The sequence below is a fragment of the Phycicoccus jejuensis genome, from assembly GCF_044797865.1.
GTDB classification, from domain to species: Bacteria; Actinomycetota; Actinomycetes; order Actinomycetales; family Dermatophilaceae; genus Phycicoccus; species Phycicoccus jejuensis.
In genome coordinates this window covers 1,530,984-1,556,891 of record NZ_CP085209.1, presented here as the reverse complement: position 1 = coordinate 1,556,891, position 25,908 = coordinate 1,530,984, and the positions used below count along the sequence as shown (strand labels likewise).

The window sequence follows — 25,908 nt, the reverse complement described above, 5'->3', positions numbered from 1 at the left end:
TCAGCCACCCCCTGGGTGCAGCCCGGCGGCGCGCTCGGCGGCCTCGACGACGTTGGAGAGGAGCATCGCGCGGGTCATCGGCCCGACCCCGCCGGGGTTCGGGCTGACGAAGCCCGCGACGTCCCACACGTCGTCGGCGACGTCGCCGGCGACCCGGCCCTTGCCGGTCTCCTCGTCGACGATCCGCGAGACGCCGACGTCGAGCACGGCCGCACCGGGCTTGACCATCTCGGCCGTGACGATGCCGGGCACGCCGGCCGCGGCGATGACGATGTCGGCCTGGCGCACCTCGGCCGCGAGGTCGCGGGTGCCGGTGTGGCACAGGGTGACGGTGGCGTTCTCGGAACGCCGCGTGAGGATGAGCCCGAGCGGGCGGCCGACGGTCAGGCCGCGACCCACGACGACGACCTTCGCGCCGGCGATCGGCACGTCGTAGCGGCGGAGGAGCTCGATGCAGCCGACCGGCGTGCAGGGCAGCGGCGCCGGCTCGCCGAGCACGAGCCACCCGAGGTTCGTCGGGTGCAGCCCGTCGACGTCCTTGGCCGGGTCGACCGCCGACAGGATCGCGTTCTCGTCCAGGCCGGTCGGCTGCTGGACGATGAACCCGGTGCACGCCGGGTCGGCGTTGAGCTCGCGGACGACCGCGAGCACGTCGTCGAGTGAGGAGGTCGCCGGCAGGTCGCGGCGGATCGAGTGGATCCCGATCTCGGCGCAGTCCCGGTGCTTGGCGCCGACGTACCACTGGCTGCCGGGGTCCTCCCCGACGAGGACGGTGCCCAGCCCGGGCACGACCCCGCGTTCCGCGAGCGCGGCCACGCGGGCGCGCAGCTCGTCCTTGATCGTCGCGAGGATGGCCTTGCCGTCGAGTGTCGTGGCGCTCACCCGCCCATCCTCCCATCGACGCGACGGGGGTGGGGACGCCGTCCGGTCCACGCCGGGCACGGGAGCACCGGTGGGGCGGCCCCTCTGCTACGCCGCCCCACCGGCACCCGTGGCCGGTCCTCCTCTGCCAGGAGCCGGTCACGACGAGTCGTTCGGAACGGTCCGGGGGTCCGGATGGGTCCGGATGGGTCCGGTCGCCGACGACCTCCGTCGGCGACCGGACGCCACTCGTCCCGCCGCGCGGCTAGCGTGGTCGGGGTGGCGGTCTACCGGGTCAACGACGAGGCGGTGGAGCACGTGCGGGCGCGCATCACGGCCCACCAGTACGTGCTCGACAGCGACTGGGGTGCGGTCCAGCCGGACGCCGCCGCGCAGAACGCCTTCCTCGAGCGCCACTCCTGGCCGGAGTACGCCGCGTGGCACCTCGGGCTGACCGAGGGCGCCACCGACGGCACGAAGGCGCGCTACGCCTTCGTCGCCGGGGACTTCCGCCGCGTGCACCGCAGCGCGCTCATCGCGTGCGTCTACCGTGCGTCCGAGTGGCGCCACAAGGAGGTGGAGCTGGCCGCGCACGACCTGCTCCAGCTCCTCGACGCGACGAGCGGCTGACCGCGGCCGGCAGCGCGGCCGGTCAGCGGAGGACGGCCTCCGCGAGCGCCTCGACGGCCTGCGTGAAGCACTGCTCGGGCGGGGTGACGAGACCGGCGCCGACCTGTCCGGTGCCCGCGACGCGGCCGGCCATCCCCGTGTTGATCTGGGGCAGCTCGCCGGTGCGGACGACCTTGGTGACGTCGATGCCGACCGGCGTCCCGCGGAAGCCGAGCACCGGCACCTGGTAGACCGGGTGCTCGCCGACGGTCACCTCGTACATCCGGCGGGTCGCGGCGAGGGCGAACGGCACGTCGCCGCCGACGAACCGGACGATGGCCGGCGCGGCGGCCATCGCGAAGCCGCCGATGCCGCCGGTCTCGGTGATCGCCGAGTCGCCGATGTCGGGGTTGGCGTCCTCGGGTCCGTAGTCGCCGAGGAAGAGCCCCTGCGGCGTGTTCGCCGGGCCGGTGAACCAGCGGTCGCCGGTGCCCGAGACGCGGATGCCGAAGTCGGTGCCGTTGCGCGCCATGGTCGTGACGACGCTCGACCCGGGAATGCCCTCGGCTGCGAGGGTCGCCAGCTTGCAGGCGGGCATGCCGAGGTTGAGGAAGAAGTGCTCGTTCGCCCCCGAGAAGCGCACGGCCTCGGCGACGTCGGCCGACGACGCGTCGGCGGTGATCATCCCGGGCAGCAGCTCGCGCAGGAGCATGAGCGAGCCGGCGCGGTTGCGGTTGTGACCCTCGTCGCCCATCTGGAGCATCTGCGCGACGATGGCCCGGATGTCGATGGGGCCGGTGCTGCGGACGGCCTGGCGCAGGATCGGGCCGAGGACGTCGCCCATCCAGCGCAGGCGCTCGACGACCTCGGGGCCGTACGCGCCGTAGCGCAGCACCTTGCCGAGGCCCTCGTTGAGCGAGCACCACGAGGTGTTGTCGTGCACCTCGTCGCGCAGGACGTAGGTCCACATCGACGGGCTGACGACGCCGGCCATCGGCCCGACCGCGCCGCGGTGGTGGCAGGGCTCGAGCTCGAACTCGCCTGCCGCGAGGCGCTGCTCGGCGTCCTCGGCGGTCTCGGCGAGGCCCTCGAGGAGCACCGCGCCGATGAGGGCGCCGCGCAGCGGCCCGGACGCGCGCTCCCACGTGATGGGCGGGCCGGCGTGGAGGAAGGTACCGCGCTCGAGGCCGAGGGCCTCCGAGGCGGGCGCGACGTCGACGAGGGTGGCCTCGGCCGCGGTCATCCGAGCCACGGCGGTGGCGTTGGCGTCCTCGCGGCGCGGGTCGGCCATGACCCGGGCGAGGGCGTCCTCGGTGCCGGGCATCGGCGGGTGCCAGCCGGCGTCGGTGACCGGGACGGCCTGGTCGCGCAGCGCGTCGGCGAAGAGCGCGACGCCGGAGGTCGCGACGACGGGGTCGGCAGCGAGCAGGCCGCGGAGCGGGGCGGTCATCGGGCACCTCCGAGCAGGGAGACGGCGTGCCGGGTGGCCGCCGCGTTGGACAGGAAGACGGACGCGCCGGCCGCGGCGAGCGCCTCGGCGCAGCGGCTGCGACCCTGGGGGTCGGCGTCGGTCCCGGTGAGGGAGAGGACGACCGGCAGCGCTCGGCCGTCGGCGTGCGCGGTGTCGCGGGCGGCGCGGACGGCGTCGGCGAGCTCGCCGGCGGGGTCGGGGTGCGCGCCGTGGCCGAGGACGAGGTCGAGCAGGAGGACGCCGCAGGTCGGGTCGGCGGCCTCGGCGGCGATCCGCTCCATCCGCAGGGTCGGGTCGATCATCGGGTGGGCGCGGCCGCGGGTCAGCTCGTCGGCGCCGAAGTCGACGACGACGTGCCCGGTGCCCGTGAGGTCGGCGCCCAGCGCCGGCTCGTGACCGAGGTTGGACGCGATCGGACCGAGGGTCTCGGTGGCGACCAGCAGCGACTCCTCGGCCAGGGTCCCGCCGCAGAAGAGGCCGCGCAGGGCCGCACCGACGGTGAGGCCGGCGTCCTCGGGGGTGGCGGTCGTCGCGGGCCAGGTCGGGACGGTGACGCCCTCCGCGGCGAGCGCCTGCTCGACGGCGGCGGTGAGGTCGGGGCGGCCGGCGCCGAGGGTCGCCCAGTGGACGCGCAGGCCGAGGTCGGCCGCCTCCGCCCGCACGGTCTCGAGCACGGCGTCGTCCGGGGGCTTGGAGACGACGAGGACCCACTCGGTCGACGCGTCGTCGGCGAGCGCCCGCAGCGCCTGCCGCGTGGAGCGACCGCCGACGGCGGCCTTGAGGTCGCGACCGCCGACGCCGAGGCAGTGGCTGACGCCCACCTCCGCGGCCTCCAGGAGGCACATCGCCTGCTGCGCACCGGTGCCCGACGCGGCGACGAGGCCGACCGGGCCCTGGCGCACGACGTTGGCGAACCCCAGCGCGACCCCGCCGACGAGCGCGGTGCCGCAGTCCGGCCCCATGACGAGGACGTCGGCGGCGGCCGCGGCGTCCTTGAGGGCGACCTCGTCCTCGACCGAGACGTTGTCGGAGAACAGCATCACCGAGGCCCCGGCGGCGATGGCGTCGTAGGTCTCGGTGACGGCGTGCGCGCCGGGGACCGAGACCACGGCGAGGCCGGCGCCGGCCCGGCGAATGGCCGAGCCGAGCGTGGCCGGCGGGACCTCGTCGGCCGCACCGGTGTCGGACGAGCTGGCGGAGAGGGCGCGCAGGGCGTCCTCGACGGCGGCGAGGCCGCTCTCGACGCCGGCCTCGTCGTCCGCGCGGACGGCGACGACCATGTCGTTGGGCCCGGCGTCGGTCGGCACCTCGAAGCCCATCTGGCGCAGGACGTCGACGTTGAGCTCGGTGGCCATCGCGACCTGGGCCGCCTGCACCCCCGGGGCGCCGGCGACGCTGCGGGAGACCTGCATGAGGCTCACCGAGTCGTGGTAGGCCCCTCGACGGAGCTCGACGTGGACGGTCATGCGGCGATCCTTCCGGTGGGTGCCAGGACGGCGAGGGTGGCGGCGAGCCCGGTGACGAGGTCGCGGCCGGAGGTGTGCCCCACCGCGAGGACGGCGGGCAGATGGGTGGTGACGCCGGCGGCGTCGGCGCGGGCGACGGCGCAGACGAGCGCGACGACGTCCGGCGTGGCCCAGCCGTCGGCGGCGCCCTCGAGGAGCGCGGCCGACACCGCCGTGGTCGCGGTGAGCCGCCCACGGACGGCGGCGGCGAGCGCGTCGGAGGGGACGCCCGCGGCGCGGTGCAGGAGCAGTGCGCCGGCGAGGGCGTCGTCCCCGCTCGGGGTGAGCCCCGGCCCACGGCCGACGAGGGCGCGGACGGCGACCTCCGGCTCGGCATCGGAGACGGCGCCCGCGGTGCCGGCGACGAGCCATCCCGGAGCCTCCACGGTGGCGGCGGCCAGCAGCGCGGCCACGCGGCCGTCGTCGAGGCCGAGGTGCCCCGTCGGCACGCGCGCCGGACGCCAGGTGCGCCGCGCGACGACCGTGGCCGCGGGCAGGCGCACCCTCCCCTCGCCGACGACGACCGCGTCCCCCGGGGCGAGGGCGGCGACGTCGAGGGGCTCGGTGACCCGCAGGGCCGACGGGAGGGCGACGGCGTCCGGGCCGAGCACCGGGAGGACGCGCCCGTCGAGCCGCAGGTAGACGCCGACGCGGCCGGCAGCGAGCACCTCGGCGCGTCGGGGCGGACCGTGGACGAGGTCGGCGGTCAGCGGCGAGACCGCACCGGCCAGCACGCGGGGCTCGGCGGTGGGGTCCGGGATGGGCATACCGAGACGCTAGTGACGCCGCTAGAGTGCCCGGATGGTCAGAGTTGCCAACGATGGGCCCGATGGCGCACAGACCTTGCCAGCCGTCCCGCCGGAGCAGAGCGCGGACCCGGTCGAGCTCGCCGCCCTCGTCGAGCACCAGCGGGCCCTGCTCGCCCGCGAGGACGAGGTGCACCGCGTCCTCGTCCACGTCGTGCTCGACGGTGGGGGGCTGGCGCAGGTCGCCGAGGCCGTCGCCGGGTTCTTCGGCGGCGCGGCGACCGTGACGACGACCGACGGCCGCCTGCTGTCGCAGGCTGGCTCGCTCGCCGGCGTCGACGACGTGACCGACCTCGCCTGTTTCGACCGCACCGGGCGCCTGCTCGTCGAGGACGAGCCCGTCGGCTGGCGCGACCCCGACCGCGGCGCCGACCCGACCCGTGCCTTCGTCCGCATCGTCGCGGGCTCGTCCGACCTCGGGATGCTGGGCGCGTACTCCCCCGGTCCGGCCCTGTCCCGCACCGACGTCCACATGCTCGAGCGGGCGGCGACCGTGGCGGCGCTGGCCATCACGAAGGAGCAGGCGGTCGCCGCGGTCGAGGGCAAGTACCGCGCGGAGTTCCTGCGCGACGCCCTCGCCGGGCGCGCCGGCGACCCCGCCGACGTCGCCTCGCACGCGGCGTCGCTCGGGTGGCGGGTCGACCGGCCGCTCGTCGTCGTCGCCGCCGAGACCGACGAGGACGACTCGGCGACGACCCGCAGCGCCGAGGAGGTGCGCGGCCTCCAGGACCGGTTCGTCCGGGCGTGGACCCAGGCGGTGCGCTCGCGCGACACCTCCGTGGCGGTCGCGGGGTTCAGCCAGGAGGTCGTCGTGCTCCTGCCGGTCGACGAGGACGCCGACACCGAGGCCGTGCTGCGCCCCGTCGCCGAGCTCGCGCGGGTCGTCCGCGGCGACGGCGGCGGCGGGCGGCGCACCTTCACCACCGGTGTCTCGCGGCTCGTCACCTCGCCGGCCGACCTGCCCCGCGCCTACGACGAGGCGCTGACGGCGGTGCACGTCGGTCGCCAGGTGCACGGCGACTCCGGGCTCGCGCACTTCGACGAGCTCGGCATCTACCGCCTGCTCGCGCTCGTCCCCGACTCGGCCGACCTACGGCGCTTCGTCACCGAGAGCCTCGGCGAGCTCGCGACCGACGACGTCCCCGAGAACGCCGACCTGCGCAACACCCTGTCGGTGCTCATCGACACCAACCTCAACGTCGCCGAGACCGCGCGCCGGCTGTTCTTCCACTACAACACGCTGCGCTACCGCATCGCCAAGCTCGAGCGGATGCTCGGCCCGTTCACGACCGACCCCCAGCTGCGCCTCACGCTCGCCCTCGCGCTGCGCGTCCACCGCATGAAGGGCCTCTGACAGCCAGACGCTGCCATTGGGACATCGATGGGCCGCAGCGGGCCGCGCAGCCTCGGCGGGTGCCCAGCAAGCTCATGTGACCGAGTCGAGAAGTCGCCCACGCAGGTCGACGAGCGCCAGTTTCCCCCGGTCACGGTGATGACACATGTTCGACGGAAAGGACTGGCCGACAGCACGATTGGCCGACTTTGCTCTTGCCGTTCGAACAGGATTTCGATAGACTGGGACCCTTACAGCGAGGGGGTGCTCATGCTCGACCCGGCACAGGTCGCAGCGGCCGTGCGCGCCGCCCGCGAGCTCCTTGCCGAGGCCGACCCAGCGGCTCCGGTCGGTGGTTCGCTCGTCGACTGCGCCTCCCTCGTCGGCGAGCTGCAGGCCCTCGTCAACGCCGCGACGGCGTTGCAGGACAGCGCGATCGTCGCCCTGGCTGCCGTGGAGACGGACGTGGCCGAGGACGGCACGCTCGTCGAGCGCCGTCATGCGCCGGGGCACATCGCCCTCGACGCGCCGGCGATCGTCTCCGGCGTCCTGTGCCTCTCGTCCGTCGCCGCCGAGCGTCGGGTCCGCGACGCCGTGCGGCGCGCGGCCGACGGTCCGGACGGGACCGGCACCCACACCGGGCTCGGCGGGCTGCACGACGCGATGGCCGCCGGCCGGCTCGACGCCTTCCGCGCCCAGGTCGTCGCCCACGAGCTCGAGGAGGTGCCCACCGACGTGGCCGCGACGGTGGTCACGACCATCGACGAGCACCTCGACCGCGAGGCCGCGCCGGCGCTGCGCCGGCGGGTCCGGCGCGCCCTTGCCCGCATCTCGCCGGACCTTCTGCGGCAGCGCGCGATCCGTGCCCGCTCGGAGTCCTCCCTGCAACGGTGGGTCGACGAGCCGGGCGTCGACACCTGGCACGGCACCTTCCCGTCCGAAGAGGCCTGCGCGGCGTGGGCGGCCATCGACCGGCTCGCCCAGCAGTACGTGGCCGACGGGGTCTGCGACAGGGTCGACCGCGCCCGCGCCAAGGCCCTGACCGACCTCGTCATCGGGCAGGCCACGATCGACGTCCGGGTCGTCGTCGCCACCCCGGACGGGTCCACTGCTGTCGCCGAACGGAACTCGGTGGCGCCGCTCGCCACCGTCTCGGACGCCGACCTCGTCGAGGTCACCGGCCTGCGCCCCGGCGACCCGGTCCTCGTCCCCCGCGGATGGCTGGCCTCGGCCCTCGGGCGCAGCAGCGGCAGCGACGCTGCCGACGCGACGCCCCTCCTCCGCTGCGACCCGACCACCGGAGCGCCCGTCGATCCCGAGGACACCCTCGCCACCGCGGCCTACCGACCCGGCGCCCGGTTGGCAGCCTTCGTCCGCGACCGCGACCAGCACTGCCGCTTCCCCGGCTGCCACGTCGCCGCCCAGTTCTGCGACCTCGACCACGTCGTCCCGTTCCCCACCGGGCCCACCAGCGCCTCGAACCTCGTCTGCCTGTGCCGTCGGCACCACCGCACCAAGCAGCGCCCAGGCTGGCGGGCCGTCCTCCACCCCGACGCCACGATGACCTGGACCGACCCCACCGGCCGGGTCCGGACCACCCATCCGCCCGACCGCCTTGGCCTCACCGTGCTACCCGACACCGGGACCGATGCCAGTCCCCCGCCCCGCGGCATGCCGCGGCTCGTCCTGCCCGACGGCCCCCACTCGGCCGTCGAGCACCAGCTCGAGCACGAGCACCGCGCCCCGGCCTGCCGCGTCCACGTCATCCGCCCACCGGTCCCGCTGACCTGCGCGCTCCGCCCGCACCCTCGATCGCGCCGAGCAGACACCTCCCGGGTCACCGACCCACCCCCCTTCTGACACGACGCACCGTGGACCGTCGGCAGCTCCGGCGTGGCCACGTCCGCCGTTCAGTGACGGCTGGTGAACCGCAGGTAGTAGCCGTCCGGGTCGCTCAGGCGGAAGCCCCGCAGGCCCCACGGCCTGTCTTGCAGGTCCTCGGCGAGTGGGAGGCCGGCACCGACGACCCGGTCCCGGACCTCACGGATGTCGTCGACGTCGATGACGATCTCGACACCGGTCGGGACCGCTCGAAGGACCGGGTCGACGGCCGCCGCCTCGGCGGCACCGATCCGCGCGCGCCCCATCCGGAAGGCCGCGTACCGCGGCCGCCCGTCCGACCGGCCAGTCGTCCCGAAGCCCAGCCGTTCGTAGAACCTGACGGTCTCGTCCAGGTCGGCCACGAAGATCTCGACCCTCAGCGACGCATCCACGGTCCCCGTCCTCGCCGTCGCCGATGCCGCACGGGCATCCCGCGGGCCTCCGAACCCACAGAGATCATCAGGCGTCGCGCAGGGCGGCCTCGAAGCCGTCCGGGTCGGCGACCGTGAACGTGGCACCGGGGTGCCGGATGGTCCCGGTCGGGTCGATGGCCGGGACCGGCCGGTGGAACGAGACGCAGACGCCCCGCTCGCCGTTGGTGGCGAAGGTGACGCCCCGGTCCGTGAACGACAGGTGCGGCGGACCGGCGGTCTTGACGAACGCGTAGCCGCCCGACTGCTCCACCCCCGCCACGTTGGCGAGCGAGGTGTCGAGGCTCCACCACGAGAACCGCGCCCGCAGCCGCCCGTCGCCCACCTCGACCCACGTCGTCGCCGGCAGCACGCCGAACGGCAGCCCGGCGATCCGGTAGCGGGGGTCGAACGCGAAGTCGAAGCGGCGGGACGTCATCCGTCGACGCTACGGGCGCCGGCCGGGCCGCGGGGCGGGGTGAGCTCCTCGGTCTCGCGGGCGACGGAGTCCCAGTGCCGTGCGGCGTCGAACACCACCTCGCCCGGCCCGTCGTCGAGCAGCGCGAGCGCCTCCCCCACCTGGGATGCCGACAGCCGCCGGCCGAGCGTCACGTGCGGGACCCACCGGCCCGGCTCGACGAGCGGCGACGACACCGGGGCCAGGAGACCCCCGAGCGCGGACTGCACCCCGAGCAGCCCGGCGGTCACCACGACCAGACGGGCCAGCACGAACGGCCCCCGCCCGAAGACGACCGGCGCCCCCAGCCGCGTGGGCAGCGGCAGGTCCGCGAGCGCGTCGGCCACCGCCTCGCGCCCGGGCCAGCCCTCGCTCGTCACGAGCGTGACGTGCGGGCGGTTGGACGCCCCGCGGTGCTGCGCCTGGCTCGGCAGCCCCGCGTCGGCGAGGGCGCCCCACTCGGCGACGACGGCCGCGTCGCCGGCGTCGTCGAGGAGGAGCTCCACGGAGTGCACCCGGCCATCCTCGCCCGCCCGACACGCCGCTGGACACGCGCGCGTCACACGACCGACCCGGGCGTGTGACACCACGACCGCAGTGACAGCAGGTTGCCAACCGAAGCGGCATCCGGCTGTCAAAGATTGCTGAGGGTGTCCTCCCACACCGGTCACTAGGTTCCCGGTATCACAAACCCTGTGAGCGGCGTCACCGACGCGGCCCCGGCGAAAGAGGTCACCGCATGTCCCTCGGTCTCGGATGGAAGGTCAAGGGCGACGGCGCGTCGCTCGGCCCCGGTGAGGTCGTCGCCCCCGACGAACGCCTCTCGTGGGGTCGCACCATCGGGCTCGGCGCCCAGCACGTCGTCGCGATGTTCGGCGCGACGTTCGTCTTCCCGCTGGTCATGGGGTTGAACCCCCAGCTGGCCATCATGATGAGCGGCATCGCGACCATCGCGTTCCTCCTCATCGTCTCGGGCAAGGTCCCGAGCTACCTCGGCACCTCCGCCTCGTTCGTCGGCGGCGTCGCGGCCGTGCGCGCGCAGGGCGGCGACTCGGCCGAGGTCACCGGTGCGATCCTCGTCGCCGGCCTCGTCCTCGCCGCGGTCGGCGTCGCGATCCACTTCCTCGGCTCGCGCGTCCTCCACGAGGTGCTGCCCCCGGTCGTCACCGGCGCGGTCGTCATGCTCATCGGCTTCAACCTCGCCCCCGTGGTCGCCGGCATCTACTGGCCGCAGGACCAGTGGGTCGGCTTCCTCACGATGCTCTTCACGATCGTCGTCGCCGTCGCCTTCAAGGGCTTCATCGGCCGCGTCGCGATCTTCCTCGCGCTGATCTTCGGCACGCTCCTCTCGTGGGTCCTCGACAACACGGTCGGCCAGATCACCTCCGTGCTCGGCGGCGCCACCGAGGCGACGACCCACCTGCGCTGGGACACCTCGGGCGTCGGTGACGCCGCATGGTTCGGCTTCCCGAGCCAGACGATGGTCGCCGCGGACGGCAAGGAGGTCGTCGGGTGGCACCTGCCGAGCTTCTCCGCCACCGCGATCCTGCTCGTCCTGCCCGCCGTCATCGCCCTCATCGCCGAGAACACCGGCCACGTCAAGGCCGTCGCCGAGATGACCGGCGCCAACCTCGACCCGGTCATGGGCCGCGCCATCGCCGCCGACGGCATCGGCACGGTCATCGCGACCTCGGTCGGCGGCTCGCCGACGACCACCTACGCCGAGAACATCGGCGTCATGGCCGCGACCCGCGTCTACTCGACGGCCGCGTACTACGTCGCCGCGATCGTCGCGCTCCTCTTCGGCCTCTCGCCGAAGTTCGGCGCCCTCGTCGCGTCGGTCCCGGGCGGCGTGCTCGGCGGCATCACCGTCGTCCTCTACGGGATGATCGGCCTCCTCGGCGCGAAGATCTGGAAGGAGAACGGGGTCGACTTCGGCAACCCGATCAACCTCGTCCCGGTCGCCGCGGGCATCATCATCGGCATCGGCAACGTCGAGCTCAAGGTGACCGACGACTTCTCGCTCGGCGGCATCGCGCTCGGCACCATCGTCACGGTCGCCGGCTGGCACCTGGCCCGGGCGCTCGCCCCGGCCGAGCTGCGCACGGACGCCGAGGGCACGCTCGTCGCGGTCGGCGACCACGTCTACGGCGACAGCGACGGCATCGACGACCTCTACCAGGACGGCTACCCCGGCGGCCGCGGCTCCCGCGACCCCGGGCGCGACAGCCGCCCCTGACCGACCACGTGCGCCCCGCCCGGGCACCGCACCGGGCGGGGCGCACTGCTTTTCCCGGACGACCCGCACACCCCACCCCACCCACCGGCCCCGCCCCTACCGCGGCGCCCACCCGAGAGGCAGGATCGACCAGGTGAAGCCCGCCCCCTTCGTCCACCACGCACCCCGCACGCTCGAGGAGGCGGTCGCCGTCCTCGGCGACGTCGGGCACGACGGCAAGGTGCTCGCGGGCGGCCAGAGCCTCATCCCCCTGCTCTCGATGCGCCTCGCCTCGCCGGCCCACCTCGTCGACGTCAACGGCGTCGCCGGGCTCGACACCGTCGAGGTCACCGACACCCACGTGCGCGTCGGCGCCCTCGTCCGGCACGCCGGGCTCGAGCGGCACGAGGGCGCTGCCGCCGCGCTCCCCCTCCTGCGCCAGGCCCTGCGCAACGTCGCCCACCCGGCCATCCGCACCCGCGGCACGACCGTCGGCTCGATCGCCCACGCCGACCCCTCCGGCGAGATGCCGGCCGTCACCGTCCTCACCGACGGCGTCGTCGAGGCCGCCGGGCCGCGCGGCCGGCGCGAGATCGCCGCCGCCGACTTCTTCACCGGACCGCTCGAGACCACCCTCGCCGAGGACGAGCTCGTCGTCGCCGTGCGCTTCGGCCGGCTGCCCGCCGGCACCCGCACGGGCTTCGTCGAGTCGGCCCGGCGCTCCGGCGACTACGCCCTCGCCGGCGTCGCCCTCGCGGTCGGGCTCGACGGGGAGGTCGTCACCTCGGCCCGCGCCTCGTTCGTCTCGGTCACCCCGGTGCCCGACGTGCTCGACCTCGGGCCGGCGCTCGCCGGCCGGTCGGCCCACGACCTCCCCCTCGACGACGCGGTCGAGCTCGTCCGCTCCCACGTCGACCCCGAGTCCGACATCCACGCCCCCGCCGACTACCGGCGGATGCTCGCCGCCGAGCTCACCCGGCGGGTCCTGACCACGACGACCACCCCGACGGAGGGAGCGGCATGACCGACGCCGCCACGGAGCAGCTGCTCGACATCACCCTGAGGGTCAACGGCGTCCGCCGGACGGCGAGCGCGCCCGCGCGTCGTCTGCTGTCGGACTTCCTGCGCCACGACCTCGGCCTCACCGGCACGCACGTCGGCTGCGAGCACGGGGTGTGCGGTGCCTGCACCGTGCTCCTCGACGGCGAGCCGGCCCGTGCGTGCCTCGTCTTCGCGGTGACCGCCCAGGCGCACGAGATCACCACGGTCGAGGGCATCGGCAACGACCCGGCGAACCTCAGCCCGGTGCAGCAGGCCTTCGCCGAGTGCCACGCGCTCCAGTGCGGCTTCTGCACACCGGGGTTCGTCACCACGATCACCGCCTACCTGGACGAGAACCCGAGGCCCACGCCGGAGGAGGCGCGCGAGGCCATCTCGGGCAACCTCTGCCGCTGCACCGGCTACCAGAACATCGTCAAGGCGGTCGTGCGCGCCTCCGAGATCGTCCGCGAGCGCGAGGAGGAGACCCGATGACCACCCGCCAGGTCGGCGAGCCGGTCCAGCGGCGCGAGGACCCGCGGCTGCTCACCGGGAACGGCCGCTACCTCGACGACCTCGGGCTCGGGGCGCTCCAGGCCGCCTTCGTCCGCAGCCCGCACGCCCACGCGCGCATCGTCGACATCGACATCGACGACGCGTGGGAGCTCGACGGCGTCGAGGCCGTCTACACGTGGGAGGACCTCGACGGCCGCGTCGGCGAGCCGCTGCCCGTCCTCATCCCCCACCCCGCGCTGACCCACCCGCGCACCGGCTACTGCCTCGCCAAGAGCGAGGTCAACCACGTCGGCGAGGCCGTCGTCATGGTCGTCGCCCGCGACCGCTACGTCGCCGAGGACGCCTGCGGGCGCATCCAGGTCACGTACGAGACGCTCAAGCCGGTCGTCGGGCTCGAGAACGCCCGCGCCGCAGAGCGACTCGTGCACGACGACGCCCCGGGGAACGTCGCGGCCAACCTGCTCCAGGAGGTCGGTGACGTCGACACGGCGATGGCGGCGGCCCCCAACACGCTGACCCTCGAGCTCGAGATCGAGCGCAGCGCCTGCATGCCGATGGAGGGCAAGGGCGTCTACGCCCGCTGGGACGCCGACGACGCGTCGCTGCGCCTCTACTCCTCAACGCAGACGAGCACCGGGGTGCGCGCGGCCGTCGCGGCCAAGCTCGAGATGCCGCTGGCCAAGGTCGAGGTCGTCACCCCCGACGTCGGCGGCGGCTTCGGCGTCAAGATCATGCACCCATGGCCCGAGGAGGTTCTCGTGCCGTGGGCGGCACGCCGGCTCGGCCGCGACGTCAAGTGGACCGAGGACCGCCGCGAGCACTTCGTCTCGAGCGCGCACGAGCGCGGGCAGCTCCAAAAGGTCACGGTCGGCTTCGACGACGACGGCCGCCTGCTCGCCCTCGACGTCCGCTTCTGGCACGACAACGGCGCGTACACGCCCTACGGGATCATCGTCCCGATCATCACGGCGACCCAGCTGCTCGGCCCGTACAAGCCCGGCGCCTACCGCGTCGAGTTCTGGTCGCTCTACACGAACACCGTTCTCGTGACGCCGTATCGCGGCGCCGGCCGCCCCCAGGGCTGCTACGCGATGGAGCGGACGATGGACGCCATCGCCGCGCACCTCGGCCTGGACCGCACCGAGGTCCGCAGCCGCAACTTCATCCAGCCGGACGAGATGCCGTACGACCACGGCCTGATGTTCCAGGACGGCCGCCCGCTCAAGTACGACTCGGGTGACTTCCCCGCGTCGCTGGCCAAGCTCAAGGACCTCGTCGGCTGGGACGACTTCGCCGCCTACCGCGAGCAGGCCGCGCGCGAGGGCCGCAAGGTCGGGCTCGGCATCGGCTGCTACGTCGAGGGCACCGGGGTCGGCCCCTACGAGGGCGGCCACGTGCAGGTCGAGACCAACGGGCGCGTCAACGTCGCGACCGGCCTGACCACGCAGGGCCAGGGCCACCAGACGGTGCTGGCGCAGATCGTCGCCGACCAGCTCGGGGTGCGCCTCGAGGACGTGCACGTCACCACCGGTGACACCCGGCGGATGGCGTACGCGGTCGGCACCTTCGCCTCGCGCGGCGCGGTGATGTCCGGCAACGCCGTCGCCCTCGCGGCGAAGGTGGTGCGCGACAAGGCCCTCCGCATCGCGGCGGACGCGCTCGAGGTCTCCCCCGACGACCTCGAGATCACCGACGGCGTCATCTCGGTCAAGGGCGCGCCCGGCACGAGCATCGACCTCAAGACCATCGCGGTGATGTCCAACCCGCTGCGCTACGCGTTCGACACGGCAGCCCAGGCGGCCACCCAGTTCGCGGGCGCGTTCGACCCCGACAAGCCGCCGGTCGCCGACGACGACGAGCCCGGGCTCGAGGGGCAGGACTTCTACTCGCCGACCCAGGCGACGTTCGCGAACGGGATGCACGCGGCGGTCGTCGAGACCGACCCCGTGACGGCCGAGATCCGCATCCTGCGCTACTGCGTCATCCACGACTGCGGCGTCATGGTCAACCCGATGATCGTCGAGGGCCAGGTCCATGGCGGTGTCGCGCAGGGCGTCGGCGGCGCGCTCTACGAGCGGATGGTCTACGACGAGGGCGGCCAGCTGCTCAACGCCTCGTTCATGGACTTCCTCGTGCCCTACGCCTCCGAGGTCCCGCACGTCGAGACCGATCACCTCGAGACCCCCTCGCCCCTCAACCCGTTGGGGCTCAAGGGAGCCGGTGAGGCCGGGACCATCCCGGTCACCGCCGTCATCGCCTCGGCCGTCGAGGACGCCGAGGGCTTCCCCATCCGTTCCATGCCGATCAGCCCCGCCGAGCTGTGGGAGCTGCGCCGGCAGCACTCGTCCGTCCCCGCCGCCCTGGAAGGTGCGTCATGAAGATCTCCGGTTCGTCCACCCTCGAGTCCCCCGTCGAGCAGGTCTGGGCCGCCATCCTCGACCCCGCCGTCCTCGCCCGCTGCATCCCCGGCTGCGAGGCCCTGCGCACCGTCGGCGAGGACCGCTACGCAATGACGGTCACCGCGGGCGTCGCGGCCATCAAGGGCACCTACCAGGGCGAGGTCGCGCTGACCGACATGGAGAAGCCCTCGGCGCTCACGTTGCGCGCCAACGGGTCCGGGGCACCCGGCACCATCGACGCGGACGTGCGCGTCACGCTGTCGCCGGCGGCCAACGGCGGCACCGACCTCTCCTACGACGCCGACGCGACCGTCGGCGGCACGATCGGCGGCGTCGGCCAGCGGATGCTCGCCGGCGTCACGAAGAAGATGGCCGGCCAGTTCTTCAGCGCTCTCGACGCCGACATCGCCGGCGACGGCCCGGCCACCCCCGTCATCGCGCCGCCCGGTGCGTCCGCCGACGCCGTCGCGGTGCCGAGCGAGGCGCCGGTGGGCACCACCTTCGTCGGGAAGGCGGCCTCCGCCCCCGGCTCCGGCGGCGCGGGTGGCGCCGCGTCGGCGCGCGACCTCGTCCTCGCCGGTGTCGCGGGGGCGGTCGTCGCCCTCGTCGGCGTCGCGCTCGGCGCCCGGATCGGGCGGGCCCGCTGATGCGCGCCTTCACCGCCGCCGCCGTCCAGGTCGCGCCCGTCGCGGCCCCGCTCACCGCCGAGACCGTCACCGCCAACATCGACCGCTGCATCCAGTACACGCGCCGCTGCGTCGAGGCGACCGGCGCCGAGCTCGTCGTCCTCCCCGAGTCCTGCACGACCGGGTTCACCCCCGGCTGCCCGACCGAGGAGCTGTGGGAGCTCGTCTCCGAGCTGCCCGGCCCCATCACCCAGCGGCTGACCGACCTCGCCGCCGAGCTCGGCATCCACCTCGTCTTCGGCACCTACGAGCGCGGCCCGAGCCCCGACGTCGTCTACAACGCGTCGGTGCTCGTCGACCCCAGCGGCGAGGTCCGGGGCATCTACCGCAAGACGCACCCGTTCTGCTCCGAGTCGGTCTCCGGCGGCGGCTGGGTGACGCCCGGCGACACGGTGACCGTCGTCGACACCGAGCTCGGCCGGATCGGGATGATCATCTGCTTCGACGGCGACTACCCGGAGCTCTCCCGCATCCAGGCGGTCCAGGGTGCCGAGGTCATCGCCCGCCCGTCGGCGCTGCTGCGCTCGGCCGACGTCTGGGAGCTGACCTCGCGGGCCCGGGCGTACGACAACCACGTCTACGTCATCGGGGCCAACGCGACCGGCACGGACGCCGCGGGCGTCCACTACTTCGGCAACAGCCACGTCGTGACGCCGATCGGGCACATCGCCGCCAAGGCCGCCTCGCACGAGGGCTGGGTGTCCGCGCGGCTCGACCCGGCCGAGGCGCTGGCCTCGCTGACCCCCGGCTCGAACGTCGGGCAGGGCTTCGACCACCTGCGCGACCGCAACCTCGACCTCATCCGCAACCACCGCGCGGACCTCGAGGCCCCGGCGAAGACCTCCTTCCCGCACGCGTGAGCGGGGCCGGGTCCGGACCCTCGACCGGACCCGGCACCCCCCCCGTCGGCGTGTCGCGGACGGATCCGGGGGACACTGGGGTCGTGACCTCACGACGCCCGAGCGGCCCCACGACCTACTCCGCGCGCAGCCCGTTCGTCCAGGCGGTGGAGTCCCCGGTCGAGACCTTCGCCGTCGGTGACCGGGTCACGCACGACCGCTACGGGCTCGGCAAGGTCATCGTCCTCGAGTCCGCGGCCGTCCTCGTCGACTTCGGCGCCCAGCGCGCCCGGGTCACGAGCCCCTTCACCCGCCTCACGAAGATCTGAGACCCGCGGCGCCGCTCCACGGCACCCGGTAGGGTCGCCGGACACGACGGCGCGCACCGGCTGCGTCGCGCTCCCGGGGCGGGAAGGACACGACGGATGCAGGTCACGATGCTCGTCATCGGAGGGGTCGGCCTGCTCCTGCTCGTCGTCTCGCTCGTCGTCGGCGACCTCGTCGACGGCTTCCTCGACGGCATCGGCCCCGACTTCCTGTCGGGCCTCGCGGTGGCGGGCTTCCTCGCGGCCTTCGGGTTCGTCGGCGCCCTCGCCCTCGACGCCGGCGCGCCGAGCGGCGTGGCCATCGGCGCCGGGGTGCTGGCGGGCGTCGCCGCCGGTGGAGGTGCCGGATGGGCCAGCAGCCGCCTCATGCGCGGCGGTGACGAGGCGACCGTGCGCACGGCCGGCCTCGTCGGGCTGACCGGCACGGTCGTCGAGCCCGTCCCGGCCGAGGGCTACGGGATGGTCAGCGTCGTCGCCGCGGGTCACATCACCCGCCTCAACGCCCGCGCCGCCGAGCCGCTCCCGAGCGGCGCGGCCATCGTCGTCACGGGGGTCCTCAGCCCCACCGCCGTCACCGTCGCCCGCCGGACGGACTGACCGGCACCCCGCACCCACGCGTCGGCCGGAACCGGGGGGCCGTCCGCCGCGTCCATGTCGTCACCCCACAGACCTGGGTGCCGAGTGCGCCCGGAAAGGCCAGGCACCCATGTTCGGGCTAGACGTCTCGACCGGGCTCATCGCGGTTCTCGGGCTCGTCCTCCTCGTCGTCCTCAGCGGCCTCGTCGTCGCGTCGCGCTACCGCGTGGCGGGGCCGAACGAGGCCTTCATCGTCACCGGGCGCAAGGGCAAGGAGGTGCGCAACCCCGAGACCGGCGAGATCTCGACCGACCTCTCGGGGCAGAAGGTCGTCATGGGCGGCGGCATCTTCGTCATCCCCTTCGTCCAGCGGCTGCACATCCTCGACCTCTCGAGCCGCCGCATCATGGTCCAGATCCGCGGGGCGGTGTCGGGCCAGGGCGTCAAGCTCAACCTCGACGGCGTCGCGATCGTCAAGGTCGGCGGCAACGAGGACTCCATCCGCGCGGCGGCGCAGCGCTTCCTCTCGCAGCAGGGCGAGGTCGAGACCTTCACCCAGGAGACGCTCGCCGGTTCGCTGCGCTCGATCGTCGGCTCGCTGACCGTCGAGCAGATCATCCGCGACCGTGCCGCCTTCGCGCAGCGCGTCGCCGACGAGGCCGAGTCGTCGCTGACCGGCCAGGGCCTGGTCCTCGACACCTTCCAGATCCAGGACATCACCGACGACGGCACCTACCTCTCCGACCTCGGGCGCCCGGAGTCGGCCAAGGTCGGCCAGCTCGCCGCGATCGCCGAGGCCAACGCCCGGCAGGCGGCCGAGCAGGCGCGCATCGTGGCCGAGCAGGAGATCGCGATCAGCCAGCGGCAGCTGGCGCTCAAGCAGGCCGAGATCAAGGCCGAGACCGACGCCGCCCAGGCGCAGGCCGCCGCGGCGGGTCCGCTCGCGCAGGCCGACCGCGACCAGGCCATCCTCACCGAGCAGGAGAAGGTCGCCGTGCGGCAGGCCGCGCTCAAGGAGCGCCAGCTCGACACCGAGGTCCGCAAGCCGGCGGACGCCGAGCGCTACCGCGTCGAGCAGGAGGCCGAGGCCTCGCGCAACGCCGCGATCGCCGAGGCCGAGGCCCGCAAGGCCGCGAGCATCGCCGCCGCTCAGGCCGACGCCGAGAAGGCGCGCCTCACCGGTGAGTCCGAGAAGGCCCGCCGCACGGCGCTCGCCGACGCCGAGGCCATCGAGGGCTCGCGCCGCGGTGAGGCCGACAAGGCGCTGCGTGTCGCGCAGGCCGAGGCCACGCGCGCGGAGGGCGAGGCGCAGGCGTCGGCCATCCTCGCGACCGGTCAGGCCGAGGCCGAGGCGATGAACAAGCGCGCCGACGCGTTCGCCCGGTACAACGAGGCGGCGGTGCTCCAGATGCTCGTCGAGGTGCTGCCGCAGGTGGCCCGCGAGGTCGCGGCCCCGATGGCGGCCATCGACAAGCTGACCGTCGTCTCGACCGACGGCGCCGCCGCGCTGCCGAAGCAGGTGACGGACAACCTGACGCAGACGATGGCGATGCTCGAGAACACGACGGGCGTGGACCTGCAGGCGCTGCTCCAGCGCTTCACCGCGTCGGCGGCGGGAGCGTCGGGCACGCCGGCGGCGACCGACGGGGAGGTCGTGCGCAGCGCGTCGTCCCCGACCGCCTGACCCCTCCGCGACCTCGACTTTTCGGGGTCACCCCGAGAAGTCCACGAGACCCCGGCTCCGAGCCGGGGTCTCGTGGACGTTCCGGGGTGTCGTGACCGGGCGGCCGGTGCGACCTCGCCGTGCCGCGGTCCGGTCGCCTCGCCGGGGTGCCATGGCACGGCGGCACGGCGAGGTCAGCGCGGCACCGCGAGGTCGCGAGGGCAGGGCGAGGTCGGGACGGCAGGGCGAGGTCGGGGCGGCACGGCGTGGAAGCAGTCACGCGACAAGGTTTCCCTTCCACCCAGCATGGTCTCCCTTCCACTCAGCATGGTTTCCCTTCCAGCCGGCAAGGGTTTCCTGTCGCGCGGCAAGGGATCCCTTGCAGGTGGAAGGAGTGGTTGCGGGGTGGAAGGGATTCCTTCCATGCCGCATGGAGGCCGGGAGAGCACACTGTTCCTCCCCGATGAACCCGTGGCGCCCGCCGACCGGTTCTCGGCCCCGGACGACCAAGATTTAGGCTGCGCGGATGGGGCGGAGGGTGCTGCGGTGGACGACCGGCGTCGTCGTCGTGCTCGCGCTCGTCGTCGCGGCCGGCTGGGCCGGGTACCGCTGGGTGCTCCCCCACTACCGTCCGGACCTCGCCGCCGGCGAGCGCTACGGCATCGACGTCTCCGCCCACCAGGGCGACGTCGACTGGGAGGCGGTCGCCGCGGACGGCATCGACGCCGCGTACCTCAAGTCCAGCGAGGGCGCGACGTTCGAGGACCCGCGCTTCGCGGCCAACTGGGCCGGCGCGCGCGAGGCCGGCCTCGAGGTCGGGGCGTACCACTTCTTCACCCTCTGCAAGGACGGCACCGAGCAGGCCGAGAACCTGCTGGCCCGGCTGCGCGAGGTGGGCGCCGACGACACCGCCCTTCCACCGGTGCTCGACCTCGAGCTGAGCGGCAACTGCTCGGCCCGGCCGCCCCGAGGCGTCGTCGACCAGCGCCTGACCGACCTCGTCGAGGCCGTCGAGCGCGGCACCGGCCGACGCGTCGTTCTCTACGCCCTCGACGACTGGACGAGCCGCTACCCGCTGCCGGAGGGCCTGCGCGACCGCGACCGCTGGGAGCGCCGCCTCCTGCTGCGCCCGTCGACGGACGGCTGGGCGTGGTGGCAGGTGAGCAGCCGGGCGAGCGTCGCGGGCATCGACGGCCCCGTCGACCTCGACGTGGTCGCGCCCCGCGGCTGACCGCCGCGGCGAGCAGCCACGGACCCCTGGCGAGGTTGGCCGTCGAATCGGCGTTCCGTCGGCAGCATCTGCCAACGCGATCGTGACCCCGGGACGGGTTTGATCGTCCCCATGACCGACGGGCACCGCAGACGCATCCGGGTGGGCATCGACACCGGGGGCACGTTCACCGACGTCGTCGCCGTGGACGAGGACTCCGGGGAGGTCGTGACGACCAAGACCCCGAGCACCCCCTCGAACCCCGCCGACGGCTTCATCGCCGGCATCGAGAAGATCCTCGGCGTCATGGGCGCCTCGGGCCACGACCTCACCGCCGTCTCGCACGGTACGACGGTCGCGACGAACAAGCTCCTCGAGGGCAAGGTCGAGCGGCTCGGGTTCATCACCACCGAGGGCTACGAGTTCATGCTCGAGATCGCCCGCCAGGCCGTCCCCGACGGCTACGGCAACTCCTACTTCTGGGTCAAGCCCCCGCGCATCGTCCCGGCCGACGCCGTCCGCACGGTCGGCGGCCGCCTCGACGTCACCGGCGCCGAGGTGCGGCCCTTCTCGGAGGACGATGCCGTCGCCGCCGCCCGCTTCTTCCGCGACCGCGGCATCACGACGATCGGCGTCTGCTTCCTGCACGCCTACGCCAACGACGAGCACGAGCTCGCGATGCGCGAGGTCCTGCGCCGCGAGCACCCCGAGGCCGTCGTCTCGATCAGCAGCGAGGTGCTGCGCGAGTACCGCGAGTACGAACGGGCGATGACGACGCTCGTCGACGCCGCGGTCAAACCGAACGTCAGCCGCTACGTGACCAACATCCACGAGCGCCTCGACGGGTTCACCGGCGGACGGCCGGTGCCGTTCTACGTCATGAAGTCCAACGGCGGCGTGCTCTCGGCCGACGAGGTCGTGCACCAGCCGATCACGACGGTCCTGTCGGGCCCGGCCGCCGGCGCGCTCGGCGCCGCGCTCATCGCCGAGAAGGCCGGCTTCCACAAGGTCCTCACCTGCGACGGTGGCGGCACCTCGACCGACGTCTCGGTCGTCCTCGACGGCGAGCCGACCCTCACCACGGAGGGCTCGGTCGGGGCGTACCCGAGCAAGATCCCGATGATCGACGTCGTCACCGTCGGCGCGGGCGGCGGCTCGGTGGCCTGGGTCTCCCCGGAAGGCACGCTCAAGGTCGGGCCCCACTCGGCCGGCGCCGACCCCGGACCGCTCTGCTACGGCCGTGGCGGCACCGAGCCGACGATCACCGACGCGCACGTCGTCCTCGGCCGCATCCCCCCGCACCTGCTCGGCGGCGAGATCCCCCTCGATGTCGACGCCGCCCGCGCGGGCCTGGTCGACCTCGCCGGCAAGCTCGGGCTCGACCTCGAGACCTGCGCGACGGGCATCCTCGAGATCTCGGCGTGGAACCAGGCCAACGCCCTGCGCCAGGTCTCGGTCAAGCGCGGCCTCGACGTGCGCGACTTCATGCTGACGACCTTCGGCGGCTCGGGCTCGCTCCTCGCGTGCCGGCTCGTCGACGTCCTCGACCTCGCCGGCGCCGTCGTCCCGCAGAACCCGGGCAACCTCAGCGCGTTCGGCCTGCTGACCGTCGACGTCCGCAACGACTACGTCCAGACGCACGTGACGCGCCACGAGGGCATCGACCTCTCGTCCGTCGCCGCGGTCCTCGACTCGCTGACGGCCAAGGGCGCCACGGCGCTCACGGCCGAGGGCTTCGCGCCCGAGCAGCACGAGTTCGTCCGCACCGCCGACCTGCGCTACTTCGGGCAGGCCTACGAGGTGCGCGTGCCGGCCGGCCCCGGGCCGGTCGACGAGGCGTGGGCCGACGAGGTCGCGACGCGCTTCCACGACGAGCACCGGCAGCTCTACGGCTACGACTTCCGCGACGACCCGACCCAGCACGTCGAGTGGGTCAACCTGCGCGTCACCGGTGTCGGGCCGATCACCCGTCCCGAGCTGCGCCCGCTCCCCGACCGCGAGGGGTCGTCCGAGGTCACCGACGGGCTGCCCGCGCAGCGCTCGGTGCGCCCGGTCTGCTTCGACCCCGCCGCCGGCTACGTCGACACCCCGGTGCTGTGGCGCCCCGACCTGCGGGCCGGCGACTCCTTCAGCGGCCCGGCCATCGTCGAGGAGTTCGGCTCGACCGTCCCCGTCCACCCCGGCTTCGCCGTCCGCGTCGACACCTGGGGCAACCTCGTCATCACCCAGGAGGCGACCCGATGACCGCCGTCCCCACCACCCCCGACCCGCTCGTCGACCTCGAGGCGTACCTCGCGAGCGAGCCGGTCAACCCCGGTGGCCTGCCGACCGCGTACGAGCACGGCGGCCGCCTCACCCCCGAGGGCAGCGCCGTCGACCCGGTGCTCGTCGAGATCGTGCAGGGCACGCTGGCCAGCGTCGAGATGGAGGTCGAGACCGCCATCGCGCGCACCTCGCGCTCCCCCATGATCCGCGACGCCCACGACTTCCGCGCCGGCATCCACGACCGTCAGCTGCGCAAGCTGACCGGCCGCTCGTACTCGGCTCTCGTGCACCCGATCGTGCGCGACTTCCCGCTGGACGAGATGCACGAGGGCGACGTCTTCTTCCACAACGACGTCTACGAGTCGGAGGGCGGCATCGGCCACCTGCCCGACCTCTGCGTCACCGTCCCCGTCTTCCACGAGGGCGAGGTCGTCGCGTTCGTCCAGGCCTTCGGCCACCACGACGACATCGGCGGCGCGTGCCCCGGGTCGATGCCCAGCGGCGCCCAGAGCGTGTTCGAGGAGGGCCTCTCGGTCCCCCCGATCAAGCTGTGGGACAGCGGAGTCCCGAACAGGGCGGCGCTGCGGATCATGACCCGCAACAGCCGGATGCCCGACAGCCTCGCGGCCGACCTCGACGCCGAGTGCTCCGCCTGCCTCATGGGCGCGCGCCGCCTCGGCGAGCTGTTCACCCGCTACGGCCGCGAGACGGTCGAGGCCGCGTTCGACGCCATCCTCGACGCGACGACCGAGACCTACCGCCGCGAGATCCTCGACAAGATCCCCGACGGCTCGTACGTCTGGGAGGACTACGCCGAGCACGACGGCGTCGACGAGCCGATGCTGCACACGCAGCGGATCACGCTGACCAAGACCAGCACCGGCGGCCCCGGCCCCGGTGACGGCGGGCCGCGGCTCATCATCGACTTCACCGGGACGAGCGCCCAGGCGAAGGGCCCGATCAACCACTGCGGCGACTACGTCGGCGGCAACTTCCTCAAGAAGTGGCTGGCCCCGATCCTGCGCAACCTCGCCGACACCCCCGAGCGGATGGCCGAGCTCGACGTCAACGAGGGCGTCGTGCCGCTCATCGAGATGCGATTCCCGGAGAAGGGGACCCTGCTGACGCCGGTCTACCCGGCGCCGACGAACGCCCGGACCTTCGTCATCCTGCGCCTGCTCGGCGTGCTCGCCGGCGTCGTCGCCAAGGCGGTCGACGGCCGGATGCCGGCCGACCAGGAGACCATCCGCTACACCGGCGTCTACGGCAAGGACCGCGACGGCAACGACTACCTCATGCGCGAGGTGCTCGGTGGCGGCTCGGGCGGCCGCTACTACGCCGACGGCGAGGACACCATCCACGTCGTCCCGGACAGCCGCAACCTCCCGACCGAGTTCACCGAGAGCCGTTTCCCGTTCCGCGTCGAGCGCCTCGGGCTCGCGGTCGACTCCGGTGGCGCCGGGCGCCACCGCGGCGGCCTCGGCTACGAGAAGCAGATCCGGATGCTCGAGGACGCGCACTTCATGTCCATCGCGGACCGCTCGATCCTCGCCTGCTGGGGTGTCAAGGGCGGCAGGGCCGGTCGGCCGTTCGAGGTGACGATCGACCTCGGCGGCCCGACCGAGCGCACCGTCGACGCGCTCGCCGACGCCGAGCCGGTCAAGGCCGGCCAGGTCATCCGCATCCGGACCACCGGTGGCGGCGGCTGGGGCGACCCGCTCGAGCGCCCCTACGACGAGGTCGAGCGCGACCTGCGCTGGGGCAAGGTGTCGTTCGACGGCGCCCGCGAGGACTACGGCGTCGTGGCGTCGGGCACGAAGGACGAGCCCGTCGTCGACGTCGCCGCCTCCGACTCGCTGCGCGCCGAGCGCCGGGCCGCTCGCGGCGAGGAGCCGTTCTTCGACCGCGGCCCCGGGTACGCCCAGCTGGCCGGCGGCGCCGGCGCGGCGGACGTCGACTGGCTCTGATGCCCACCGGCCCGGTCCTCGTCGTCGGCGCCGCCGGCAAGACGGGCCGGGCCGTGTGCGGCGCCCTGCTCTCGCGGGGCGCCGCCGTGCGGGCCGCGGTGCGACCGGGCCGTGAGGCGTCCGCCCCGGCGGGCACCGAGCCCGTCGCCGTGGACCTGACGGACGGTCGCGGCCTCGACGCCGCGCTCGCGGGGTGCGCAGCCACGTACCACCTGGCGCCCAACGTCCACCCGGACGAGGTCGGCATCGCCGAGCGCGTCGGCGACGCGGCGCGGCGCACGGGACTGCGGCACCTCGTCTTCCACTCGGTGCTCCACCCCGACGACGTCCGGATGCCGCACCACCTGCGCAAGGGAGTCGCCGAACGCGCGCTGCGGCAGCGCGTCTCGGGCTCCCTCGTCGTGCTTCGACCGTCCGCCTACCACGAGAACCTGCTGCCGCAGGTGCTCGACGGCGCCGTCGCGCTGCCCTACTCCGCCGACACCCCGTTCACGACCGTCGCGCTCGCCGACGTCGCCGAGGTGGCTGCCACCGCGCTGCTCGACCCCGCGCGGGACGGCGAGGTGCAGGACCTCGTCGGACTGGAGGCGTTGACCACCCGCGAGATGGTGGCCCGCGCCGAGCAGGTGCTCGGCCGGCCGGTACGGCTCACCGTCGGGACCCCGGGGGCGTGGGCGGCCGGGCCCGGCGCCGACCTGCCGGCGTCGGCCAGGGAGGCGCTGGCGGCGATGTTCGCGGCCTACGACGAGGACGGTCTGGTCGGCGACCCCGCAGCGCTCACCGCCCTGCTCGGGCGCCGCCCCACGTCCTGGGCCGAGACGCTCGCAGCAGCAGGGACGGCATCCGCGCTCCCCCCATCCTGACCCCGGCCC

At 74.1% G+C, this 25,908-nt stretch carries 23 protein-coding genes; 16 read left to right on the top strand and 7 right to left on the bottom strand.

Annotated features, from left to right (window positions below; genetic code table 11):
- Positions 1 to 882: a bifunctional methylenetetrahydrofolate dehydrogenase/methenyltetrahydrofolate cyclohydrolase gene (locus tag LG324_RS07335; protein ID WP_030528734.1), complete on the bottom strand. Its 882-nt coding sequence runs from the start codon at positions 880 to 882 to the stop codon at positions 1 to 3.
- Positions 883 to 1,140: 258 nt separating this feature from the next.
- Here LG324_RS07335 and LG324_RS07330 point away from each other — a divergent pair, with 258 nt between their 5' ends.
- On the top strand, positions 1,141 to 1,491 hold the full coding sequence (locus tag LG324_RS07330; protein ID WP_404352746.1) for a hypothetical protein: 351 nt from the start codon (positions 1,141 to 1,143) through the stop codon (positions 1,489 to 1,491).
- A gap of 22 nt (positions 1,492 to 1,513) precedes the next feature.
- Here LG324_RS07330 and LG324_RS07325 read toward each other — a convergent pair whose 3' ends face one another.
- The 3 genes from LG324_RS07325 to LG324_RS07315 are packed head-to-tail and all read right to left on the bottom strand — an operon-like array spanning position 1,514 to position 5,213.
- Positions 1,514 to 2,920 (bottom strand): DUF1116 domain-containing protein, encoded by a 1,407-nt coding sequence (locus LG324_RS07325; RefSeq protein ID WP_404352745.1) that lies wholly within the window; start codon positions 2,918 to 2,920, stop codon positions 1,514 to 1,516.
- A complete protein-coding gene (locus LG324_RS07320) occupies positions 2,917 to 4,407 on the bottom strand; it encodes an FdrA family protein (protein WP_404352744.1) in 1,491 nt (496 codons plus the stop codon). Before LG324_RS07320 ends, LG324_RS07325 begins: the two co-directional genes overlap by 4 nt.
- The gene (locus tag LG324_RS07315; RefSeq protein ID WP_404352743.1) at positions 4,404 to 5,213 is read right to left on the bottom strand and encodes a DUF2877 domain-containing protein; all 810 of its coding nucleotides are present in this window, start codon (positions 5,211 to 5,213) and stop codon (positions 4,404 to 4,406) included. Before LG324_RS07315 ends, LG324_RS07320 begins: the two co-directional genes overlap by 4 nt.
- A 76-nt stretch (positions 5,214 to 5,289) precedes the next feature.
- On the opposite strand from LG324_RS07315, the gene LG324_RS07310 reads away from it, so the two are divergent.
- Both LG324_RS07310 and LG324_RS07305 read left to right on the top strand, forming a co-directional pair.
- Positions 5,290 to 6,606 (top strand): PucR family transcriptional regulator, encoded by a 1,317-nt coding sequence (locus LG324_RS07310; protein WP_404352742.1) that lies wholly within the window; start codon positions 5,290 to 5,292, stop codon positions 6,604 to 6,606.
- 249 nt (positions 6,607 to 6,855) lie between these two features.
- Positions 6,856 to 8,445 carry an HNH endonuclease signature motif containing protein gene (locus tag LG324_RS07305; protein WP_404352741.1) on the top strand — a complete coding sequence of 530 codons (1,590 nt, stop codon included), beginning with the start codon at positions 6,856 to 6,858 and terminating at the stop codon, positions 8,443 to 8,445.
- A gap of 50 nt (positions 8,446 to 8,495) precedes the next feature.
- On the opposite strand, the gene LG324_RS07300 is transcribed toward LG324_RS07305, so the two are convergent.
- From LG324_RS07300 to LG324_RS07290, 3 genes are all read right to left on the bottom strand, one after another.
- Positions 8,496 to 8,858: a VOC family protein gene (locus tag LG324_RS07300; RefSeq protein ID WP_404352740.1), complete on the bottom strand. Its 363-nt coding sequence runs from the start codon at positions 8,856 to 8,858 to the stop codon at positions 8,496 to 8,498.
- Positions 8,859 to 8,925: 67 nt separating this feature from the next.
- Positions 8,926 to 9,315 carry a hypothetical protein gene (locus tag LG324_RS07295; protein WP_404352739.1) on the bottom strand — a complete coding sequence of 130 codons (390 nt, stop codon included), beginning with the start codon at positions 9,313 to 9,315 and terminating at the stop codon, positions 8,926 to 8,928.
- The gene (locus LG324_RS07290; protein WP_404352738.1) at positions 9,312 to 9,848 is read right to left on the bottom strand and encodes a 2'-5' RNA ligase family protein; all 537 of its coding nucleotides are present in this window, start codon (positions 9,846 to 9,848) and stop codon (positions 9,312 to 9,314) included. The genes LG324_RS07295 and LG324_RS07290 overlap by 4 nt, the downstream gene beginning before the upstream one ends.
- A gap of 224 nt (positions 9,849 to 10,072) precedes the next feature.
- On the opposite strand from LG324_RS07290, the gene LG324_RS07285 reads away from it, so the two are divergent.
- The 13 genes from LG324_RS07285 to LG324_RS07225 all read left to right on the top strand — a co-directional run bounded on the left by LG324_RS07285 (position 10,073) and on the right by LG324_RS07225 (position 25,899).
- Complete coding sequence (locus tag LG324_RS07285; protein ID WP_404352736.1) at positions 10,073 to 11,572, top strand: uracil-xanthine permease family protein; 1,500 nt, start codon at positions 10,073 to 10,075, stop codon at positions 11,570 to 11,572.
- 133 nt (positions 11,573 to 11,705) lie between these two features.
- Complete coding sequence (locus tag LG324_RS07280) at positions 11,706 to 12,575, top strand: FAD binding domain-containing protein (RefSeq protein ID WP_404352734.1); 870 nt, start codon at positions 11,706 to 11,708, stop codon at positions 12,573 to 12,575.
- Positions 12,572 to 13,084, top strand: coding sequence for a (2Fe-2S)-binding protein (locus tag LG324_RS07275; protein ID WP_404352733.1), 513 nt, complete (start codon positions 12,572 to 12,574; stop codon positions 13,082 to 13,084). The genes LG324_RS07280 and LG324_RS07275 overlap by 4 nt, the downstream gene beginning before the upstream one ends.
- On the top strand, positions 13,081 to 15,483 hold the full coding sequence (gene cutA, locus LG324_RS07270) for an aerobic carbon-monoxide dehydrogenase large subunit (protein ID WP_404352732.1): 2,403 nt from the start codon (positions 13,081 to 13,083) through the stop codon (positions 15,481 to 15,483). The genes LG324_RS07275 and cutA overlap by 4 nt, the downstream gene beginning before the upstream one ends.
- A complete protein-coding gene (locus LG324_RS07265; RefSeq protein ID WP_030528747.1) occupies positions 15,480 to 16,151 on the top strand; it encodes a carbon monoxide dehydrogenase subunit G in 672 nt (223 codons plus the stop codon). Before cutA ends, LG324_RS07265 begins: the two co-directional genes overlap by 4 nt.
- Positions 16,151 to 17,050, top strand: a complete 900-nt coding sequence (locus tag LG324_RS07260) for a carbon-nitrogen hydrolase family protein (protein WP_404352731.1) — start codon at positions 16,151 to 16,153, stop codon at positions 17,048 to 17,050. Before LG324_RS07265 ends, LG324_RS07260 begins: the two co-directional genes overlap by 1 nt.
- Positions 17,051 to 17,133: 83 nt before the next feature.
- Positions 17,134 to 17,358 carry a hypothetical protein gene (locus LG324_RS07255; protein ID WP_036830171.1) on the top strand — a complete coding sequence of 75 codons (225 nt, stop codon included), beginning with the start codon at positions 17,134 to 17,136 and terminating at the stop codon, positions 17,356 to 17,358.
- Between the two features lie 96 nt (positions 17,359 to 17,454).
- Entirely contained in the window at positions 17,455 to 17,952 is a 498-nt protein-coding gene (locus tag LG324_RS07250) for a hypothetical protein (RefSeq protein WP_051750574.1), read from the top strand.
- A gap of 109 nt (positions 17,953 to 18,061) precedes the next feature.
- Complete coding sequence (locus LG324_RS07245) at positions 18,062 to 19,615, top strand: flotillin family protein (RefSeq protein WP_404352729.1); 1,554 nt, start codon at positions 18,062 to 18,064, stop codon at positions 19,613 to 19,615.
- Positions 19,616 to 20,120: 505 nt separating this feature from the next.
- A complete protein-coding gene (locus LG324_RS07240) occupies positions 20,121 to 20,825 on the top strand; it encodes a GH25 family lysozyme (RefSeq protein WP_404352728.1) in 705 nt (234 codons plus the stop codon).
- 111 nt (positions 20,826 to 20,936) lie between these two features.
- On the top strand, positions 20,937 to 23,048 hold the full coding sequence (locus LG324_RS07235; RefSeq protein ID WP_207024596.1) for a hydantoinase/oxoprolinase family protein: 2,112 nt from the start codon (positions 20,937 to 20,939) through the stop codon (positions 23,046 to 23,048).
- A complete protein-coding gene (locus tag LG324_RS07230; protein WP_404352727.1) occupies positions 23,045 to 25,036 on the top strand; it encodes a hydantoinase B/oxoprolinase family protein in 1,992 nt (663 codons plus the stop codon). Before LG324_RS07235 ends, LG324_RS07230 begins: the two co-directional genes overlap by 4 nt.
- Positions 25,036 to 25,899, top strand: a complete 864-nt coding sequence (locus LG324_RS07225; protein ID WP_404352726.1) for an NAD(P)H-binding protein — start codon at positions 25,036 to 25,038, stop codon at positions 25,897 to 25,899. Before LG324_RS07230 ends, LG324_RS07225 begins: the two co-directional genes overlap by 1 nt.
- The last annotated feature ends 9 nt before the right edge of the window (positions 25,900 to 25,908 follow it).

Coding starts and splice junctions, on each gene's coding strand:
- LG324_RS07325 (WP_404352745.1), bottom strand. CDS start 2,920: ATGACCGCCCCGCTCCGCGGCCTGCTCGCTGCCGACCCCGTCGTCGCG.
- LG324_RS07320 (WP_404352744.1), bottom strand. CDS start 4,407: ATGACCGTCCACGTCGAGCTCCGTCGAGGGGCCTACCACGACTCGGTG.
- LG324_RS07315 (WP_404352743.1), bottom strand. CDS start 5,213: ATGCCCATCCCGGACCCCACCGCCGAGCCCCGCGTGCTGGCCGGTGCG.
- LG324_RS07305 (WP_404352741.1), top strand. CDS start 6,856: ATGCTCGACCCGGCACAGGTCGCAGCGGCCGTGCGCGCCGCCCGCGAG.
- LG324_RS07295 (WP_404352739.1), bottom strand. CDS start 9,315: ATGACGTCCCGCCGCTTCGACTTCGCGTTCGACCCCCGCTACCGGATC.
- LG324_RS07285 (WP_404352736.1), top strand. CDS start 10,073: ATGTCCCTCGGTCTCGGATGGAAGGTCAAGGGCGACGGCGCGTCGCTC.
- LG324_RS07275 (WP_404352733.1), top strand. CDS start 12,572: ATGACCGACGCCGCCACGGAGCAGCTGCTCGACATCACCCTGAGGGTC.
- cutA (WP_404352732.1), top strand. CDS start 13,081: ATGACCACCCGCCAGGTCGGCGAGCCGGTCCAGCGGCGCGAGGACCCG.
- LG324_RS07265 (WP_030528747.1), top strand. CDS start 15,480: ATGAAGATCTCCGGTTCGTCCACCCTCGAGTCCCCCGTCGAGCAGGTC.
- LG324_RS07260 (WP_404352731.1), top strand. CDS start 16,151: ATGCGCGCCTTCACCGCCGCCGCCGTCCAGGTCGCGCCCGTCGCGGCC.
- LG324_RS07250 (WP_051750574.1), top strand. CDS start 17,455: ATGCAGGTCACGATGCTCGTCATCGGAGGGGTCGGCCTGCTCCTGCTC.
- LG324_RS07245 (WP_404352729.1), top strand. CDS start 18,062: ATGTTCGGGCTAGACGTCTCGACCGGGCTCATCGCGGTTCTCGGGCTC.
- LG324_RS07240 (WP_404352728.1), top strand. CDS start 20,121: ATGGGGCGGAGGGTGCTGCGGTGGACGACCGGCGTCGTCGTCGTGCTC.
- LG324_RS07235 (WP_207024596.1), top strand. CDS start 20,937: ATGACCGACGGGCACCGCAGACGCATCCGGGTGGGCATCGACACCGGG.
- LG324_RS07230 (WP_404352727.1), top strand. CDS start 23,045: ATGACCGCCGTCCCCACCACCCCCGACCCGCTCGTCGACCTCGAGGCG.
- LG324_RS07225 (WP_404352726.1), top strand. CDS start 25,036: ATGCCCACCGGCCCGGTCCTCGTCGTCGGCGCCGCCGGCAAGACGGGC.